15 protein-coding genes are annotated in these 16,760 nt (G+C 71.7%); 6 read left to right on the plus strand and 9 right to left on the minus strand.

Annotated elements, in window-relative coordinates; genetic code table 11:
• Positions 1 to 73: 73 nt before the first annotated feature.
• From AB0C21_RS23100 to AB0C21_RS23110, 3 genes are all read right to left on the minus strand, one after another.
• The gene (locus AB0C21_RS23100) at positions 74 to 778 is read right to left on the minus strand and encodes a TetR/AcrR family transcriptional regulator (protein WP_500206787.1); all 705 of its coding nucleotides are present in this window, start codon (positions 776 to 778) and stop codon (positions 74 to 76) included.
• Positions 779 to 876: 98 nt separating this feature from the next.
• Positions 877 to 1,086, minus strand: coding sequence for a hypothetical protein (locus AB0C21_RS23105; RefSeq protein ID WP_500206788.1), 210 nt, complete (start codon positions 1,084 to 1,086; stop codon positions 877 to 879).
• Positions 1,087 to 1,272: 186 nt separating this feature from the next.
• Positions 1,273 to 2,823 carry a PspC domain-containing protein gene (locus tag AB0C21_RS23110; protein ID WP_500206789.1) on the minus strand — a complete coding sequence of 517 codons (1,551 nt, stop codon included), beginning with the start codon at positions 2,821 to 2,823 and terminating at the stop codon, positions 1,273 to 1,275.
• A 788-nt stretch (positions 2,824 to 3,611) separates the two neighbouring features.
• Between AB0C21_RS23110 and AB0C21_RS23115 the strand changes: the two genes are divergently transcribed.
• The 3 genes from AB0C21_RS23115 (at position 3,612) to AB0C21_RS23125 (ending at position 6,402) form a co-directional block, all read left to right on the plus strand.
• Entirely contained in the window at positions 3,612 to 4,781 is a 1,170-nt protein-coding gene (locus tag AB0C21_RS23115) for an ATP-binding protein (RefSeq protein ID WP_500206791.1), read from the plus strand.
• A 91-nt stretch (positions 4,782 to 4,872) separates the two neighbouring features.
• Positions 4,873 to 5,514, plus strand: a complete 642-nt coding sequence (locus AB0C21_RS23120) for a LuxR C-terminal-related transcriptional regulator (protein WP_149258996.1) — start codon at positions 4,873 to 4,875, stop codon at positions 5,512 to 5,514.
• A 138-nt stretch (positions 5,515 to 5,652) separates the two neighbouring features.
• Positions 5,653 to 6,402 (plus strand): DUF4190 domain-containing protein, encoded by a 750-nt coding sequence (locus tag AB0C21_RS23125; RefSeq protein WP_500206792.1) that lies wholly within the window; start codon positions 5,653 to 5,655, stop codon positions 6,400 to 6,402.
• A 326-nt stretch (positions 6,403 to 6,728) separates the two neighbouring features.
• On the opposite strand, the gene AB0C21_RS23130 is transcribed toward AB0C21_RS23125, so the two are convergent.
• The 4 genes from AB0C21_RS23130 to AB0C21_RS23145 form a co-directional block, all read right to left on the minus strand.
• Entirely contained in the window at positions 6,729 to 7,487 is a 759-nt protein-coding gene (locus AB0C21_RS23130; RefSeq protein WP_500206794.1) for a serine hydrolase, read from the minus strand.
• 1,753 nt (positions 7,488 to 9,240) lie between these two features.
• Positions 9,241 to 9,696 carry an SRPBCC family protein gene (locus tag AB0C21_RS23135; protein ID WP_500206796.1) on the minus strand — a complete coding sequence of 152 codons (456 nt, stop codon included), beginning with the start codon at positions 9,694 to 9,696 and terminating at the stop codon, positions 9,241 to 9,243.
• A gap of 137 nt (positions 9,697 to 9,833) precedes the next feature.
• Entirely contained in the window at positions 9,834 to 10,517 is a 684-nt protein-coding gene (locus AB0C21_RS23140) for a PIG-L deacetylase family protein (protein WP_500206955.1), read from the minus strand.
• A 447-nt stretch (positions 10,518 to 10,964) separates the two neighbouring features.
• Positions 10,965 to 11,975, minus strand: a complete 1,011-nt coding sequence (locus tag AB0C21_RS23145) for a nucleoside hydrolase (RefSeq protein ID WP_500206797.1) — start codon at positions 11,973 to 11,975, stop codon at positions 10,965 to 10,967.
• A gap of 100 nt (positions 11,976 to 12,075) precedes the next feature.
• Here AB0C21_RS23145 and dhaK point away from each other — a divergent pair, with 100 nt between their 5' ends.
• The 3 genes from dhaK to dhaM all read left to right on the plus strand — a co-directional run bounded on the left by dhaK (position 12,076) and on the right by dhaM (position 14,154).
• On the plus strand, positions 12,076 to 13,071 hold the full coding sequence (dhaK, locus tag AB0C21_RS23150; RefSeq protein ID WP_500206800.1) for a dihydroxyacetone kinase subunit DhaK: 996 nt from the start codon (positions 12,076 to 12,078) through the stop codon (positions 13,069 to 13,071).
• A 71-nt stretch (positions 13,072 to 13,142) separates the two neighbouring features.
• A complete protein-coding gene (gene dhaL / locus AB0C21_RS23155) occupies positions 13,143 to 13,766 on the plus strand; it encodes a dihydroxyacetone kinase subunit DhaL (protein ID WP_500206801.1) in 624 nt (207 codons plus the stop codon).
• Position 13,767: 1 nt separating this feature from the next.
• Entirely contained in the window at positions 13,768 to 14,154 is a 387-nt protein-coding gene (gene dhaM / locus AB0C21_RS23160; RefSeq protein WP_500206803.1) for a dihydroxyacetone kinase phosphoryl donor subunit DhaM, read from the plus strand.
• A gap of 365 nt (positions 14,155 to 14,519) precedes the next feature.
• On the opposite strand, the gene AB0C21_RS23165 is transcribed toward dhaM, so the two are convergent.
• The gene (locus AB0C21_RS23165) at positions 14,520 to 14,840 is read right to left on the minus strand and encodes a protealysin inhibitor emfourin (RefSeq protein WP_149259004.1); all 321 of its coding nucleotides are present in this window, start codon (positions 14,838 to 14,840) and stop codon (positions 14,520 to 14,522) included.
• A 185-nt stretch (positions 14,841 to 15,025) separates the two neighbouring features.
• Positions 15,026 to 16,492 (minus strand): hypothetical protein, encoded by a 1,467-nt coding sequence (locus tag AB0C21_RS23170; protein ID WP_500206805.1) that lies wholly within the window; start codon positions 16,490 to 16,492, stop codon positions 15,026 to 15,028.
• Positions 16,493 to 16,760: the final 268 nt, after the last annotated feature.

Genomic DNA, 16,760 nt, shown 5'->3' on the forward strand with positions numbered 1-16,760 from the left:
TCAGAAGGTCAACCCGTGGAGGCGCGTAGGGGTCCGGGCCGCCGGGACGGGACCGCGAGCCGGTCGCGCCAGGTCAGCCGGGGGCGTCGGCCAGGTACGGGGAGGCGGCCTCGCGGCCGACGAGGGGAAGCAGCGCGAAGTAGGTGAGGGACGGCAGCAGCGACGGCAGTTCCTCCGCCTCGCCCGTCTCCATCTGGACGTGGATCGCGCTGTAGATGCCGCCCACGATCGCGTCCACGACCGGGATCGGGACGGGCGGCAGGGACGGGTCGGTGAAGAAGACGCGGAACCGGGTGAGGTTGTCGATGCGCGCCTGCCTGACCTGCGGGCCCGCCGCGTTCACCTCGACCAGCGACGCCCGCGCGAACCGGGGCTCCCGGGCGAGGGCGGCGAGCAGCGTGCGGAGCCCGGCGTGGATCCCGTCCGGCCACGTCGGGGCGGCCTCGTAGGCCTCGGTCATGCGGCGGAGAAGGATGTCCATGCCGCGCTGGTAGGCGGCGAGGAAGCACTCGTCGAGGTCGGAGAAGTGCGCGTAGAACGTCTTCTTCGTGACGCCCGCGCCCTCGGTGACCCGGCTGATCGTCGTGTGCGCGTAGCCCCGCTCCGAGACGACGTGGACGAACGCGTCGATCAGCCGCTCACGCTGGATCCCGGCGACGGTCTCGGGGGAGAGGCCGTGCCGGCCCGGCTTGATGGCGCGCCCCGGGTCCAGCGCGGACCGGGAGCCGGGCAGCATGTCCGCGCAACCCGCCTCCGGTGTGCCGGCCTTCCCCGCCATCGACCCTCGCTTCGTCACCTGCCGTCGGGATCACACTACTTGGCGTTCCCGGCGCGAGGGGAAGCCCCGGGCGCTGCGGCACGGGTCACAGCCCCACGTCAGCGCAGGTGCCGGCGGCGCGAGCGGGTCAGCACCCGGACCGTCCCGACGAGCCCGAGCCCGATCAGCACGACCGGGATCATGGCCGTCAGCGGCAGGACGTCCCCGTCCGTCAGCCCGTCCGCGAGGAACAGCCCCGCCAGGAAGAGGAAGAACAGCCCCGTCACGGGCCCTGCCGGATCGAACCGGAACCGCTTCTGACCGGTCATCTTCCCGCCCGCCCCCATCCCGCTGGATGCTGTGTCTCTGAACGCTGTGGCTCCGAACCCGTGTCTCTGAACCTGGTGTCTCTGAGATCTGTGTCTCTGAGGTCGGTGTCTCTGAGGTCGGTATCGATCGCGTAGATGTCGTCGGCATGGGTGGCGCCGGGATCGTCGCGGGCGGCCCGCCGCTGTTCAGACACGGTGCACGTCCACGTCCCCGAGCTTCCCGCGGATCCGCAGGACGATCACTGGCGGGTTCGCGGTGGACGCGCCCTCCGGTTCCAGGGTCTGCACGACCTTGGCGGCGGGCCCGCTCGTCGTCCTGTGGTCGACCCGCACGTCGCCGAGCCCGATCCGCGCGTCCACCAGCACCCGGGCGGTGGGCGGCACCGTGACCTCCAGCCCGCCGACCCCGACCTCGGCGTCGATCGTGACCCGCTGGCCGGCCACGACCGGCAGAGCGGAGAGGTCCAGGTCGCCCTGCCCGATGCCCACCTTGTACAGGCGGCCGATCTGCGAGGTGTCGGTGGGACGCCAGTTGACCTCGCCGTACTCGGCGTTGCGCGGGACGTCGCCCGCGACCGAGGTGGTCAGCATGGCGAGGGTCAGCACGGTCCCGGCCGCCGCGAGGCCGCGGGTGCGGAACCAGCCGCCGACGACCAGGCCGAGCCCGATGACGGCGAGCGCGGGCGCCATGACGATCAGCCAGGAGTCCGGCGCCGGGTAGGCCCGGGCCACCGGGATCATCGCCGCGCCGGCGGCCATGGCGGCGAGCATCGTGATCGCCGCCACCGGCGACGTCCCGCCTCCGCAGCCGTGCTGGGCGGGCGCCTTGGTCGCGGAGCCCGCGGGCGCGGTGCCGAAGGGGGCGGTGCCGAAGGGGGCGGTGCCGAAGGGGGCGGTGCCGAAGGGGGCGGTGGCCGCGGGCGTCTCCGCCCACGCGGCCGAGTACGCGGCGAGGTCGATCATGCCGTCGGGCAGGCCGCTCGCCCCGGGCCCGGAGGGCCCGTGCCCGCCGAGAGGCCCGTCCTTGCTTAGGGAGACGCCGCCGACGGTGGCGGGCTCCGGCCGGGCCCACGCGGCGGAGGGCTCCGGCGGATACCCCGTGATCCGTTCGGGGGTGGAGCGCGCCACGGCCACGAGGTCCACGCCCCGCGAGTGCGCGACCAGCAGCACCAGCCCGAACACCACGAGGAACGCGATCGCGTCGGTGAGGACCCCGCCGAACAGGCTGAACGTGACGCCGACGCACAGCAGCGCGCCGAGGATCGTGAGGACGGCCTGCCCGTCGAACCACCGCTTGAGCATCTGCTCGGCGATCGACGACTCGTCCGGGCTCGCCGGCATCAGCAGCGCCGCCGCGATGTAGAGGAAGACCCCCTGCCCGTGCGCGAGGACGAGGATCGCGAACCCGACGCGGAACACGACCGGGTCGATGCCGGTGTAGCGGCCGAGCCCGGTGCACACACCGGCCAGCACCTTCCGCTCGGCGTCACGCGCAAGCCGCCGGTAACCGTCCGCGGCCTGCTTCCCGACGCTCTGCTTCCCGACGCCCTGCTCGCCGTCGCGCGCCTCGCCGCGGCCCTCGCTGTGCCGCTCGCCGTGTCCAACGCCGTCCTCAACGCCGTTGCCCACGCCATTGCCCACGCTGTCGTGAACGCCCTGGCCCACGCCGTGTCCGCTCTCGCTCGCGTCGCCGCCAGGCCCGCGCAGGTCCTCTTTCCGACCCTCTTCCTCGCCCATGCCAGCCATGGTCGCGCGCCACCGGCGACGGACGGTATCGGGGACGCCCCTGACTCTCCCCCGAGATTGGAACCAGGGTCACGCTGGGCTCAGGGTTCGTGCGCGCTTCCGGGCCGCCACCGACAGTTCACTGTGGCGGCGGTCGAGGGGGCTGACGCTCGATCAAGCAGACTCGGGCGGGATCGGAAACCCGTACCGCTGCGAGATCTCACGCAGCGCCCGAGCGCAAGCAGACTGCACGGGCGCATAGTCTGCGTACTGGAGTTTCACACTGGCGAACGGCTCCCCGCAGGGCCCGCGCTGTTCGGTCTGGCCGTGCCAACCGCACTCGCCGCGCCGTCCGGCCGTGTCGCTCCCGTGGTTGGCCGGGTCGAACGGCTTGACCCAGATCACGTGCCCGTCACTCGCCATTGCCGCATGCTACGAACCGGCATACGTGACGCGCTGGCGGTCGGCCGACACCGGACCGCCGCACCGACAGGACGGCCATTCGCAAGATCGCGGCAAGCGCCGGCCAGGTGCGGCGGGCACTCGCGCGAGACGGGTCGAGCAACTCGCCGCGCCTCCGGTCAGGCGAACCGCGCAACACCGCTCCAGGCCCGACGGTGAGAGGCCGGCGCTAGACCCATTTTGGATCAATGCCTGGTTTCGACCCTGAGGCGGTACCAGGGCTGGTCCCTGATGCGGATTATGTCCGGGCGTGTGACCATCGATGACGTGGGAGAACCTTGGGAAGGGCGGCGGTGAAGCAGGGGACGGCGGAACGGCCGGCGGGGCCACCGGGGCCGGTGGACACGGCGCCTGCCACGCCCGCCCGATTGGAGCGGGCGGCCGAAGGGCGGCTCATCGCCGGAGTGAGCCGGGGCCTGGCCTCGCATCTCGGCGTGGACGTGTTCCTCATCCGCGGCGCGTTCGTGCTGCTCACGGTCGCGAGCGGGCTCGGCCTCGCCGCCTACGCCGCGTTCTGGATCCTCGTGCCCGCCCAGGAGAAGGCCCCGGCCGAGGCAGGGCGGCGGCGCGGACGGGACTGGGGCCAGTTGCTCGCCTACGCGGCCGTCGCGATGGGGCTCGCCGCGCTGCCGTGGGGAGCGGCGGGGGTCGTCCGGTGGGCGCTGTGGCCGTTCATCGTCGGCGGCGTCGGCGCCGCGATCCTCTGGCAGCAGGCCGACCGCGACCAGCGGCAGCGCTGGACGCTGCCGCTGCGCCAGCGGTGGCTGCGCAGCCTGCTCGGACTGCTCCTCGTCGTCGGCGGCATCGGCGGGTTCGTGGCGCAGAAGGTGGAGGCCGACCAGGCGCGGTCCGTCCTCATCGCCACGCTGATCATCCTGACCGGGGTCGCGGTGATCGTGACGCCGTGGGTGGTGCGGCTCTGGCAGGACCTCGACGCGGAGCGGCACGAGCGCATCCGGTCGCAGGAGCGCGCCGAGCTCGCCGCGCACATCCACGACTCGGTGCTGCACACGCTGACGCTCATCCAGCGGAACGCGCACGACACCCGCGAGGTGCAGCGGCTCGCCCGCTCCCAGGAGCGGACGCTGCGGACATGGCTCTACCAGCCGCGCGCCGACCCCGACCGGACGTTCGCCGCCGCGATCAGGGAGACGGCGGGCGAGGTCGAGGACGACCACGGCGTGCCGATCGAGGTCGTCTGCGTGGGCGACACGGCGCTGGACGAGCGGCTCGGCGCCGCGCTGCAGGCCGCGCGGGAGGCGATGGTGAACGCCGCCAAGTACGCGGAGGCGCCGTCGGTGTCGGTGTACGCGGAGGTGGAGGGCGACGAGATCGCCGTCTTCGTCCGCGACCGGGGCAAGGGATTCGATCTCGACCAGGTCCCGGCGGACCGGATGGGCGTGCGGGGGTCCATCATCGGACGTATGGAGCGCAACGGCGGGAAGGCCACCGTCCGCACCGCGCCGGGCGAGGGCACCGAGGTGCGCCTGGAGATCAAGAAGTCATGAGCGCGGCCGCCGGGGCGTCCTCCCGGGGCACGCGGCATGAGCGGCGGCCGACCGGGGATTCCGGTGGCCGCCGCCCACGGAGGAGCGGGACATGAGTGAGGCGTTGAAGAGGGTCGTGCTGGTCGACGACCACCAGATGTTCCGGACCGGTGTGAAGGCGGAGCTGGGCGGCGGCGTCGAGATCGTCGGCGAGGCGGGCGACGTCGACGAGGCGGTCGCGGTGATCCGCGGGACGCAGCCGGACGTGGTGCTGCTGGACGTCCACCTGCCCGGCGGCGGGGGCATCGAGGTGCTGCGGCGGCTGCACGGGGCCGTTACGTCCAAGTTCCTCGCGCTGTCGGTGTCGGACGCGGCAGAGGACGTGATCGGCGTCGTCCGGGGCGGGGCCCGCGGCTACGTCACCAAGACGATCTCCGGCCCCGAGCTGACGGACGCGATCGGCCGGGTCGCCGAGGGGGACGCGGTGTTCTCGCCGCGGCTGGCCGGGTTCGTCCTGGACGCGTTCGCCGCCACGGACGCCCCGGCCGTCGACCCGGAACTGGACCAGATCACCCAGCGGGAGCGCGACGTGCTGCGGCTGATCGCGCGCGGCTACGCCTACAAGGAGATCGCCAAGGAGCTGTTCATCTCGGTGAAGACGGTGGAGACGCACGTCAGCAGCGTCCTGCGGAAACTCCAGCTCTCGAACCGGCACGAGCTGTCGCGCTGGGCCGCCGCCCGCCGCCTCGTCTAGTCGGGCGTATGAGGCCTATCCTCTTGCCCGGACCGGCCCGGAGGTAAACGTTTTCTCTGCGGTTGTGAGCGAATCGTAATTCCCGATTCCCGTACATCATGATCACGAGCACCGTCCGGTATGGGACAGTCGCTCTTCATGACATACCCTCCCTCCGGGCCCCCGCAGCCGGGCCCCCAGGCGCCCTACCCGCCTCCTCCGCCGATGCCGGGCGATCACGGCCCCGGGTCGCCCTACGGCTCGAACACCGAGAAGACCAACGGCCTGGCGATCGCCGCGCTCGTGACCGGCCTCATCCCGTGCGTCAGCCTCGTCGGCCTCGTCCTCGGGATCATCTCCCTCAGCCAGATATCGAAGAAGGGCGGCAAGGGCCGCGGGCTCGCGATCGCCGGGATCGCGCTGGCCTGCCTGTGGATCGTGCTCAGCATCGTCGGGTACGCCCTGCGCGGCGGCGGCTCGTCCGATGACGGGGCCACTCCCAAGCCGACCGCGACCAAGCCCAAGGAGGTCGACGCCCAGAAGATGAAGCTCGGCGACTGCATCAACGACAACTCGGGCGCCACCACCAGCACCGCGACCGAGGCCCCCGTCGAGGTCGAGAGCGTCAAGATCGTCCCCTGCGCCGGCCCGCACGACGGCGAGGTGACGGCCGTCTTCAAGCTGAAGGGCTTCGTCATGCCGCCCGAGGCGCGGCTCCAGCAGCTCGCCTCGACCGGCTGCAAGCTCCGCACGCAGGCGCGGATCAACCGCGACCCGGCCGCACGGGGCATCGCGAGCTCCTACTACTACCCCACGGCCGACTCGTGGAAGTCCGGTGACCGCACCGTCACCTGCGTCGCCGTGGCCGCCACCGACGGCAAGAAGCTCACCCGACCCCTGCACCGCTGACGTCCCCGGCGCTCGCTGGGCGGCCGGCCCGCCGCCCGGTCCCGCCAACGCCGACTCCAGGCTCGACCCGAGCCCAGTCTGCCTCCCGCTCTCAGCTCTCCAGCTCTCCCGCTGCCGCGAGCCTGACACTCCTCCGAGCGGCGCACTCTCCCCGCGCCAGGGTCTTGCGCGAGACACCTCCACCGCCGACGTAGCCCCGTCCAGCAGGCCCTACTCGGCGACGCTCCTCCGAGCCCGGCACTTCCCGAGCCCCTGCTCAGCGTCCGATGGTGCTCAGCGTCCGCAATGTGCTCACCGTTCGGAATATGCCCAGCGTCCGATGGCGCTCACTGATGCGACGCACGCATGGCGTCAACGACCATCTCGGCGATGTGCTCCACCGTCGACACTCCCGCTCCCATCGTCGGGCTGTCGCCGCTGCACACCGCGATGAGGAAGTCGTGGTCATGCCCGGTGATGCGGCCGATGCTGTTGATCGCCCAGCCGTGCCCCTGGTGGCGGACCGGCGTCCAGCCGTTCTTCAACGCCACCTTCTCGCCCGGACGCGCAGCCGCGCTGATGCCCCACGCCTGCTCGTCCAGCACGGAACCCATCAAGCCCAGGACGTACCGGCGGGCGCGCGGCTCCAGCGGACTCGCGTCCGATGCCAGGTTCGTCAACAAGCGCACCTGGTCGGCCGGGCTGGTCAGGGACGAACCCCACGAGGTGTGAAACGGCTTAGTGTGCCTCAGGCCGAAGGCTTTGTTCGTGTCCGCGACGCCAGGACCGTCCCCCGCCGCGGAGTACAGGGCGTTCGCCGCCGAGTTGTCGCTCTGCCGGATCATCGTCCCGGCCAAGGCCCGTTCGCCACCGGTCAGGCCTCGGCCGTCGCGCTGCCGTTGCAGCAGGAGGCTGGACAGGATGTCCACCTTCATGATGCTGGCGCTGACGAACCGGCCCTTCTCGTTCTCGCCGAACGACATGCCCGTCCGCAGATCCGTCACCATCACCCCCGCCTTGCCCGGACGTTTCTGGATATAGGCGTCTACGGCCCGGCGCAGTGTCACGGAGTCGAACGGGCGCGCGGCGAGCTGGACCGCGTTCACCTCCCGCCCACCTGCCGAAGGCTCGCCGGACTTAACGACACCGCCGCTTGCGTGCCGCGTCCCGTCCGCCGTGACCCAGTAGGCGGTCGAACCCGCCCCGATACCCGCCGCGAGAGCGAGCACAATGAGATAACGCCGCATCGATTCCCCCGAATGTCGTGCGACCCAGAACTGACGTAAAGCGTGAACTTGGAGTGCGCCTCGAACAGGTGTGCCTGCCCGACCCGCGTGCCCGGTCCGACACGCGCGGCTGAACCGGACACAAGCCCTGACCTGACGCGCCCGGCCCCCGTACGCGCAGACCTGCCGCGCGTACGCGAACCAGCGCACGTACCTGATCCGGCGCGCCGCCCCAGGCAGGACGTGCGTGCCGGCCTGGCGCGTGCCGGATCTGCCGTGCATGCAGAATCCGGGCGCTTACCTACTGCTGGCCCGCGCGCCTGATCCGGTGCATGCGCCTGGACGGCGAAGTGCCTGGATCAGCGCGCTTACCTGCTCCGACCTATGTGCGCGCCCGACGAAGGTGCACGCCTGGCTCGGCGGGAGTGCCTGGCTCGGCGCGCGCCCGGATCGGGACGCGTACTCCTGCCGGCACACCTGCCTGAACCGGTGCGTGGACCTGGCGGACGCGCGCGCCCGGTTCGGCAGCGCGACCCCGCCGAGTCCGCGCGTGTCTCGGCCGGCGCACGTGCCTGTTCCGACCTACGCGCACCTGACCCGAGCCGCGCATGCCGGGACGCCATGCGCGAGCCCTGTTCGGCATGCGTGCCCAGAACGGCTCGTGCCCCGATCCGGCATGCGTGCCTTGCTTGGCGCGCGTGCCCGCCCGGCCCGCATGTCTCGCCCGTTGCACGCGCTGCTCCAAACCCGCGCCTGCTCCCAAACCACGCGTGCCTGGACGGCACGCGCCTCACGTGACGCGCATGCCTGGACGGCATGCGTGCCTGGCGCAACGCACCTGCCTGGACCGGCGCGTGCCCCGATCCGGCACGCGTTCCTGGCTTGGTGTGCGGGCCGATTCAGGTGCGCGCGCCAAGCCGGTCGGCGTACCTGGTCCGAACTGGGCGTGCCTCTGGACGGCATGCATGCCTGGCGCGGCCTGCGCGCCTGGACCGGTGTGTGTCCGATCCGCTCGCGTGCCTGACCTGGTGCGCGTGCCATTCCGGTCCGCGTGCCTCGGCCAGAGCAGGCTTGGTCCGACCTGTGCGCCTGGGTGGCGTACGTGCCTGACCTGGTGCGCGTGGTGATCCGGCCTGTTTGCCTGACCTGGCGGTGCCTGGCCCCGGCTCAGCGCGCGTGCCCGACCGTGCGCGTGCCCGACCGGTGTGCGTGCCCGACCGGTGTGCGTGCCTGACCGGTGTGCGTGCCTGACCGGTGTGCGTGCCCGACCGGTGTGCGTGCCCGGTCGGGCCTGTGCGCCTGGGGGGCGTGCGTGCCTGACCTGGTACGCGTGTCAATCCGCGTGCGCGCCTGGCCTTGCCTTGCGTCCGGCCCCTCGATCCGTACGGGCGTCCGGATTGGGGTGCGTCTGGTGCCGCATGGGCGTACGTGCCTGGATTGGTACGCGGCCCGATGCGGCGTGCATGCCTTGAGCGGCGTGCGCGCTTGGTCCGGCTTGCGTGCCAGGACTGGAGGCGTGCCAGACCTCAAGCGGTGTGCGTGCCTGAGGCGGGCGGGACGACCTTGACCGGCCGGACCGCCTTGACTGGCGTGCGGGGCTCGACCGGCGTGCGCGGCTGCCTGCGGGCGGGCCTTAGAGGGCGCCCGGAAGGCGGGCCGGGCAGCCCGGCTCGCAGCGCTCGGAATGCCGTGCCACCCGGCGCGCGTACGTGCCGAGGCGGCGGCGCAGGACGGCGGTCGTGAACGGCCCGGTGCCCGGGAATCCGTCCACCTCGCCGCGCCAGCGGATCAGCGTGCCGGCGAAGTGCGGCTCCAGCGTGATGTCCGCGCGGAGGCGCCGCTCCGGGTGTCCGGCGAGCGCGATGTACCCGTAGTGCCGCGGCGGATCCCACGCCACGACCTCCTCGCGCCAGGACCGGACGTATCGGACGGCCCCGAGCCCGTTCGGGTGCTCATCGCCGGCGGACTCCCGCCGCACCCTGGTCCAGAAACCGCCCCACTCGTCCCAGGCCTCCGGTACGCACAGGTGCTTGAAGATCACCTCAGGCGCGGCGGCGGATGTGGCGGTGGCCTCGATCTCACGCGGCATGACGACCCCCCGAGTTCTGTCACATGGGGGTACATGCCCGCTCGGAGGCTGATTACAGCTCGTAATGGAGTGTATTTGCTAAGTGACCGAGACTTGGGCGGCGTGACCTGATCGGCGTGTCTTCGAGACGCCTTGAATCAGGCTGTGTCGACGACCTGGAACGACTCGGCGAGGCGCCCCTCGGGGAGCCCCGCGGCGGCGGCGTTGGCGCTGAGCCAGCCGCGCAGCATCTCCGGAAGCTCGTCCCCCATGTGCGCGGTCTGGCTGGCGTGCGCCCGCAGCGCGCTGACCTTGCGGTCGAACCGGTCGGTGATGTCGACGTAGTGGTTGACGACGGGGCCGCCGCTGATCCACACCTCCCGCGCCGTCCACGCCTCCAGGCCCTCGTCGGCGAGCAGCTCCGGGAACGCGTAGGGGTTGCGGGCGTCGGGGTAGACGGCGTCGAGCGCGGCCGAGCCGACCGCCCGGTGGTCGGGGTGGCTCGGATAGATCCGCTCGTAGTTCCGCTCGGGGGACGGCATCAGCACCCGGTCCGGCCGCACCTGCCGGATCACGCGGGCGATGTCGCGGCGCAGATCGAAGGTCGCCTCGACCCGCCCGTCCGGGTAGCCGAGGAACCGGACGTCGCTGACCCCGACGCACTTGGCCGCCGCGCGTTGCTCCTCGCGGCGCAGCGCGGCCATCTCCTCGCGCGAGACCTCGTCGTCGAAGCCGCCCGCGTCGCCGTCGGTGACCATGAGGTAGACGACCTCGATGCCGCGGTCCGTCCAGCCCGCCACCGTCCCGGCCGCGCCGAAGTCGACGTCGTCCGGGTGCGCCATCACGGCAAGGATTCGCTGCAGTTCGCTGTCGTCCAGAACATTGGTCACAGTTCAACCATAAGGTCGGCGAACGGTTTCGGGTACACCCGGAGATCGCGCTTTCAGCGAACGTTCCGGGTGCCCGGATACGGACGCGACCGCCCACCGCGCAGCCCTCGAAGGCCGACGGCGTCAGAGGCGAGCCCCGTCCCAACAGGCCCTGCCCGAACACGCCCAGGCTGAACGTGCCTGTCTGAACCTGACCCAGCCCCAACGTGCGGCCTGTCAGAACAGGGTCCTGTCAGAAACGAAGGTCTGCTCCAACGGGCGCTTGTCGAGACGGGAGACCCTGTCGGAACGGGCCTGCCCGAACGTGCGGCCTGCCCGAACGCGCGGCCTGCCCGAACGTGCTCCCCGCTCGAACGCGCGGCACGGCCGAACGCGTGGCCCGCCCGAGCGTGCGGTGTGTCAGAAGGTGAGCAGGGCCGACAGGAGGCGCTCCTGGAACGCCGCCACGTCGCTGCCGATGGCCACCTTCACCGGACGGCGGGTGTCGTCGGCGGGCAGTGAGCGGGCGTCCCACACCGTCGTGCCGCGCGTCAGTTCGCCTCGGAGTTCCACCCGGACCGGGCGCTGGACGTACTCGCCGAGTTCGGGGTCGACGACGAGCATCGCGGCGAGGGCGTCGTGGATGACCGCGCCCCGGCGCTTCAGGGTGGGCGTGTAGGCGTCCGCGTAGAACTCAAGGATGTTCGCGGCGAACCGGGCGACCGTGGTGTCGTGCGCGGCGAGCCGGTCCAGCCAGTCGTCGTGGACGGCGGTCGGGTGCGTGGCGTCCAGCGGCACCAGGACGATCGGCCAGTCCGCGGCGAACACGAGGTCGGCGGCCTCGGGGTCGTGCCAGATGTTCGCCTCTGCGTGCGTGGTGATGTTGCCGGGGTGGTCGAACGCGCCGCCCATCACGACGACCTCGCGGATCAGCGACGGCAGTTCCTCGTCCAGCAGCAGCGCCGCGCCCAGGTTGGTCAGCGGACCGGTCGCGAGCAGGGTCAGCTCGCCGGGCATCGCGCGGGCCAGCCGGACGATCTGCGCCGGAGCGGGTTCGGCGACCGGGCGTCCCGCGGGCTCGGGAAGGTGCGTGTCGCCGAGGCCGTCCGTGCCGTGCCAGTCCAGCGCGTAGTGGACGTCCTGCGCCATCGGCCGTGCGGCGCCGACCGCGACCGGCACCCCCTGCCCGTCCGCGCCCTGCCCGTCCGCGCCCTGCCCGGGCCCGTCCGCGCCGGCCACCGGGATGCCCGCGGCCTCCAGGACGCGCAGCGTGTTGAGCGCGCCGGTCATGGGGTCGATGTTTCCGTGGACGGTGCCGACCGCCGTCAGCTCGGCCTTCCCCGCCTGGACCAGCGAGGCCAGATAGAGCAGCGTCATCGCGTCGTCGATGCCGGTGTCGCAGTCGTAGAGGATCTTGGGTGGCTTCGTCACGGATGCAACCTATGCGGGTGCGGGCCGTCCGGGCACCCCGATATCGCATGATCAACGATTGGGTCTGGGATGGGGCCGTTCGCCGGGGTAGAGCTGAGACATGCGCAAACTCATCAACGCCCCGGCGGACGTGGTGTCCGACGCGCTGCGCGGACTGGCCGCCGCGCACCCGTCGCTGAAGGTCGATCCAGAGAACGGGACCGTCGTCCGAGGAGACGCCCCGCGAACCGGGAAGGTCGCCCTGGTGTCGGGCGGCGGATCCGGTCACGAGCCGCTGCACGCCGGGTTCGTCGGATACGGGATGCTGGACGCGGCCTGCTGCGGGGAGGTGTTCACCTCTCCCGTCCCCGACCAGATCATCGCCGCGACGATGGCGGTCAACGGCGGCGCCGGCGTCCTCCACCTGGTGAAAAACTACACGGGCGACGTCATGAACTTCCAGATGGCCGCCGAGCTGGCCGAGGACGAGGACATCGAGGTCGTCTCCGTCATCGTCGACGACGACGTCGCGGTGGAGGACAGCACGTTCACCGCCGGGCGGCGCGGCACCGGCGCCACGCTGTTCGCGGAGAAGATCGCCGGGGCGCTCGCCGAGGAGGGCGCGCCCCTCGCGGACGTCGCGGCGGTGGCTCGGGAGGTGAACGAGCGCAGCAGGTCGTTCGGCGTCGCGCTGTCGTCCTGCACGGTCCCGGCCGCCGGGACCCCGACGTTCGAGCTGGGCGAGGACGAGATGGAGCTCGGCATCGGCATCCACGGCGAGCCCGGCCGCGAGCGCGTCAAGGTCGGCACCGCCGTGGAGATCGTCGACGCCTCGCTCAGCGCCATCGACGCGGACATGCCGCTGTCCGGCTCCGAGGTGCTCGTGCTGGTCAACGGGATGGGCGGTACCCCGCTGATCGAGCAGTACGTCGCCTACGCGGCGGCGGCCGAGTGGCTGGAGGCGCACGGCGCCACCGTCGTGCGCCGCCTGGTCGGGCCCTATGTGACCAGCCTGGAGATGGCGGGCTGCATGATCAGCGTATGCCGGGTGACGCCCGACCTGACCCGCCTCTGGGACGCGCCCGTCGAGACCCCCGGGCTCCGGTGGGGCCGATGAACACGGCATCGAGCGGTGCCGGATCGAGCGGTGCCGGATCAAGTGGTGCCGGATCAAGTGGTGCTGGATCGATGAGCGCGGGGGACTTCGCGTCCTGGATCCGGCAGGCGGCCGAACGGGTGTCCGCCGACGCCGATCGGTTGACCCGTCTGGACGCGGCGATCGGCGACGGCGACCACGGTCTCAACCTCGACCGGGGCTTCCGCGCCGCCGTGGAGGCGCTGCCCGAGGACGTTCCGCCGGGCAAGGTGCTGATCGCCGCCGGACGGGCCATCGTCTCGAAGACGGGCGGCGCGTCCGGCCCCCTCTACGGGACGGCGTTGCGCCGTGCCGGCAAGGCGTTCGGCGACGCCGCCGAGGTGGACGCCGTCGCGCTGGGCGACGCGCTTCGGGCCGCACTTGAGGGCGTCCAGGACCTCGGGAAGGCCGTCGAGGGCGACAAGACGATGGTCGACGCGCTGGCTCCGGCGGTCGCGGCGTACGAGGCGGCGCTGGCGGACGGCTCCGAGCTGGCCGGATGCGCGCGGGCCGCCGCCGAGGCCGCCGCGAAGGGCGCGGACGCCACCGTCCCGATGCGGGCGCGTAAGGGCCGGGCCAGCTACCTGGGCGAGCGCAGCGAGGGACACATGGACCCCGGCGCCTCGTCCACCGCTCTGCTGCTCCAGGCCCTGGCCGATGTCGCAGGGGAGGGGTGACATGGTCGGGATCGTCATCATCTCCCACAGCCGGACGCTGGCCGAGGGCGTCGCCGAGGTCGCCCGCGCCATGGGCGTCGGCAAGGCCGTGGTCGAACCCGCGGGCGGCGACTCCGAAGGGCGGCTCGGGACGAGCATCGACCTAGTCGAGCAGGCGGTCGCCGCGGCCAACGACGGTGAGGGGGTCGTGTTGCTCGCCGACCTCGGCAGTTCCGTGCTGACCGCCAAGATGCTCATCGAGGACGCCGACGGCGACGACGTGCTGCTCGCGGACGCCCCACTGGTCGAGGGCGCGGTCGCCGCCGCGTCCATGGCCGCGACCGGCGCGGACCTCGCCGCCGTCCACGCCGCGGCCGAATCAGCCCGCGACCACCGCAAAACCAGCTGAACCACCCCGTGGTCGGGCCGGACCTGATCGGCACCGGCCCGACTACGGCGGCTCGTTCCAGACTGCGCAGTCCAGATCTTGGCCGTTCGCTTCAGGCCCTGTGCTTCAGGCCCTGTGCTTCAGGCCCTGTGCTTCAGGCCCTGTGCTTCAGGTCGTGCGGTCCAGAGTGCGGGGCGCTTCACGCTGGGCGGTGAGGGCTTCGATTCAGGCGGCGTAGTCCGGGGTGTCGGGTGCCGCGCGGGGCGTGGTGGGTCAGTTCGTGTTGCGGTTCAGCGCATGACGACGGTTCAGCACGACGTGCGGTTTCAGGGCGTGCCGACTCAGGGTGTGCCGACTCAGGGCGTGCCGACCAGGGTGTGGCGGGGTCAGGGTGTGGCGTCGGGGCCTTCGAGGAGCGTGCCGAGGACTGAGGCGACGCCCGCGGTGGGGTCGCCTCTGACTTCGTAGACGCGTGTCTCCCCGGCTGCCCCGTACTCCTCCGCCCCGTCGCCGGAGACCGTTATCCGGTAGGCGGGCAGGTCGGCGCCGATCTCGCCCCGCTCGCCGCGGGCGTGCGCCGCGGCGAGGGCGTCCACCGCATGCCGGACGCGGTCCGCTTGGCCGGCGGGGAGGGTCTCGGTGTCGTACTGCGCGACGACGGTGCTGTAGCCGGTGAAACCGCCGGTGCTCTCGATCGTCACGCGCATGCCGCGCACCTCCCCGTCGACTCGTCTGCTCTCCGCTCTCTACCCGCTCGCCGCGAATCCCTACTCGCCGCACGGATTCATCGCCGAACGGCCCCACGCGCTGGACGACCCGACCTGTCGAGCGTCCACACACCGGGCGTCCGCTTGCCGAGCGTCCGCCTACCGAGCGTCCGCCTATGGAGCCGCTACTTGCTGAATGTGCTGCGCAGCTCGTCCAGTCCGCTCCGGAGGATGTCGTCGTCCTCCAGTGAGCCGCCCTGGGCCAGCTTCTCCGCGGAGACGGCCTGGTACTCGGGCATCTGCATCGTCCCGCAGCAGCGCGACCTGTCCTGGCCGGCGAGCAGGCTCGCCGAGTTCTCGTCGTGCGGCTGGACCTCGGTGACGTCCTGCCCGTCCCCGGTGTAGGCGGCCTCGGTCATCGCCATCTGCCCGCTCATCAGGTCGCGCAGCGGCGTCGCCGCCGTCGTGATCTCCCGGACGGCGAACCGGTTGCGGATGAACGTCCGGTAGATGGCCGGGTCGCCGCGGTTCGCCGAGGCCTGGAGCATCTGGTTCGCCACGTCCACGTACCGGGCCCCGGTCGCGGGCGACGCGACGATCGCGTCGAACACCAGCTTGCACAGCGTGGACGCCGTCTCGATCAGCACGACCGCCGCGTCCTTCGTGCGCTGCTGCCGGCTGAGCTCGAAGGTGTAGACGTCCGCGAGGATGTCGTAGATCGCGCCGGTGAACACCTGCGAGATCGCGTGCACCTCGTTGCCGACCTCGCTGAGCTTGAGGTCGTTGTCGGCGTTGCGGAGCCCGGACGGCATGCCGAGGGCCTTGCCGAACTGCTCGGCCAGCTCCGTCAGGAACGACTTGTCGTGCAGGTTCGCCTTGGTGAGCGCGACGAGCGCGTCCGCCTGGTCCGGTTGCGCCAGGGCCAGGAAGATCGCCGTGATGTCGCCGAACGCCTCGTGCAAGCCGCCGGTCTGCGGCGGGTTGTCCGCCGACAGCCAGCCCGGCTTGAGGCCGTCCAGGATCGCGTGGCCCGTCTCGTGCGCGACGATGTCGAAGGACTGGCACGTGAACAGCACGTTCGACGGCGGCTGCCCTTGCGGCGTGAAGAAGAGGAACTTCAGTGCCTTGGCAGTCCGCGTGTAGAAGGCGTTCGCGCCCTCGCCGGCGTGCGGGAACACGGTGATGCGCTCGGTGTCGCCCCCGACGTTCCATGCGAACGGGATCGGGACCCCGCCGTTGTGCCGCTCGTACATGGCCATCGTCTCCCGGACGACGGCGAACGTGTGCGCGCAGTCGAACTGCGGGGTTCCGGGCGTGAAGACGAAGTCGCCGTTGATGTTGCGCGCGACCGGGGTGACGCCCTGCAACTCGGTCTGGACGCGCAGGTCCGTCGGTCCGTTCAGCACGACGGTCGGGATGAAGGTCAACCGGGCGCCGAGCGCGGTGACGGACGGGTCCTGCTTGTAGACCAGGAACCGGTGCCCGGGCTGCGCGGGAACCGGAATCGGCACCGGGCGCGGGACGGGACGCGGAAGCGGCTGGGCCGCCACCTGCGCGACCTGGGAGGCCCGTCCGGGCCACTGCGCGGGCACGACGATCTCGGTGGTCTCGGCGTCCCGTTGCGTCTGGAGTTCTTGCTGGTGGATCTTCATCAAAGCCACCTTCCCCCTGTGACAGTGCGCGAGCCCCTGTGACTCTGCGCTGCTGCGTGCGGACATGCGGGGTTGCAGTACGGGGCCTTGCATTCCGGGTTCGGACCGAGTCGGCGGTCCGACCGGTGTCCGCTCCACTTCCAACGTCTGCCGGGCAGTGAGATCGAGTCAACCCGCTGTGCTCAAAAGGCACCCCATCTGTCCACATGCTGCCTTCGGGTCCTTGATCAAGCTCACCGGAGGTATCGGCCGGACGCGGAGTCGGGCC

Origin of the sequence: Spirillospora sp. NPDC049024 (assembly GCF_040649235.1) — a bacterium.
Lineage (GTDB): Bacteria > Actinomycetota > Actinomycetes > Streptosporangiales > Streptosporangiaceae > Spirillospora.

Excerpts from the sequence above, each read along its gene's own strand:
- AB0C21_RS23170 (WP_500206805.1), bottom strand. The coding sequence starts at position 16,492 with ATGAAGATCCACCAGCAAGAACTCCAGACGCAACGGGACGCCGAGACC.
- dhaK (WP_500206800.1), top strand. The coding sequence starts at position 12,076 with ATGCGCAAACTCATCAACGCCCCGGCGGACGTGGTGTCCGACGCGCTG.
- AB0C21_RS23120 (WP_149258996.1), top strand. The coding sequence starts at position 4,873 with ATGAGTGAGGCGTTGAAGAGGGTCGTGCTGGTCGACGACCACCAGATG.
- AB0C21_RS23165 (WP_149259004.1), bottom strand. The coding sequence starts at position 14,840 with ATGCGCGTGACGATCGAGAGCACCGGCGGTTTCACCGGCTACAGCACC.
- dhaM (WP_500206803.1), top strand. The coding sequence starts at position 13,768 with ATGGTCGGGATCGTCATCATCTCCCACAGCCGGACGCTGGCCGAGGGC.
- AB0C21_RS23100 (WP_500206787.1), bottom strand. The coding sequence starts at position 778 with ATGGCGGGGAAGGCCGGCACACCGGAGGCGGGTTGCGCGGACATGCTG.
- AB0C21_RS23140 (WP_500206955.1), bottom strand. The coding sequence starts at position 10,517 with ATGGCGCACCCGGACGACGTCGACTTCGGCGCGGCCGGGACGGTGGCG.
- AB0C21_RS23135 (WP_500206796.1), bottom strand. The coding sequence starts at position 9,696 with ATGCCGCGTGAGATCGAGGCCACCGCCACATCCGCCGCCGCGCCTGAG.
- AB0C21_RS23125 (WP_500206792.1), top strand. The coding sequence starts at position 5,653 with ATGACATACCCTCCCTCCGGGCCCCCGCAGCCGGGCCCCCAGGCGCCC.
- AB0C21_RS23110 (WP_500206789.1), bottom strand. The coding sequence starts at position 2,823 with ATGGGCGAGGAAGAGGGTCGGAAAGAGGACCTGCGCGGGCCTGGCGGC.
- dhaL (WP_500206801.1), top strand. The coding sequence starts at position 13,143 with ATGAGCGCGGGGGACTTCGCGTCCTGGATCCGGCAGGCGGCCGAACGG.
- AB0C21_RS23105 (WP_500206788.1), bottom strand. The coding sequence starts at position 1,086 with ATGACCGGTCAGAAGCGGTTCCGGTTCGATCCGGCAGGGCCCGTGACG.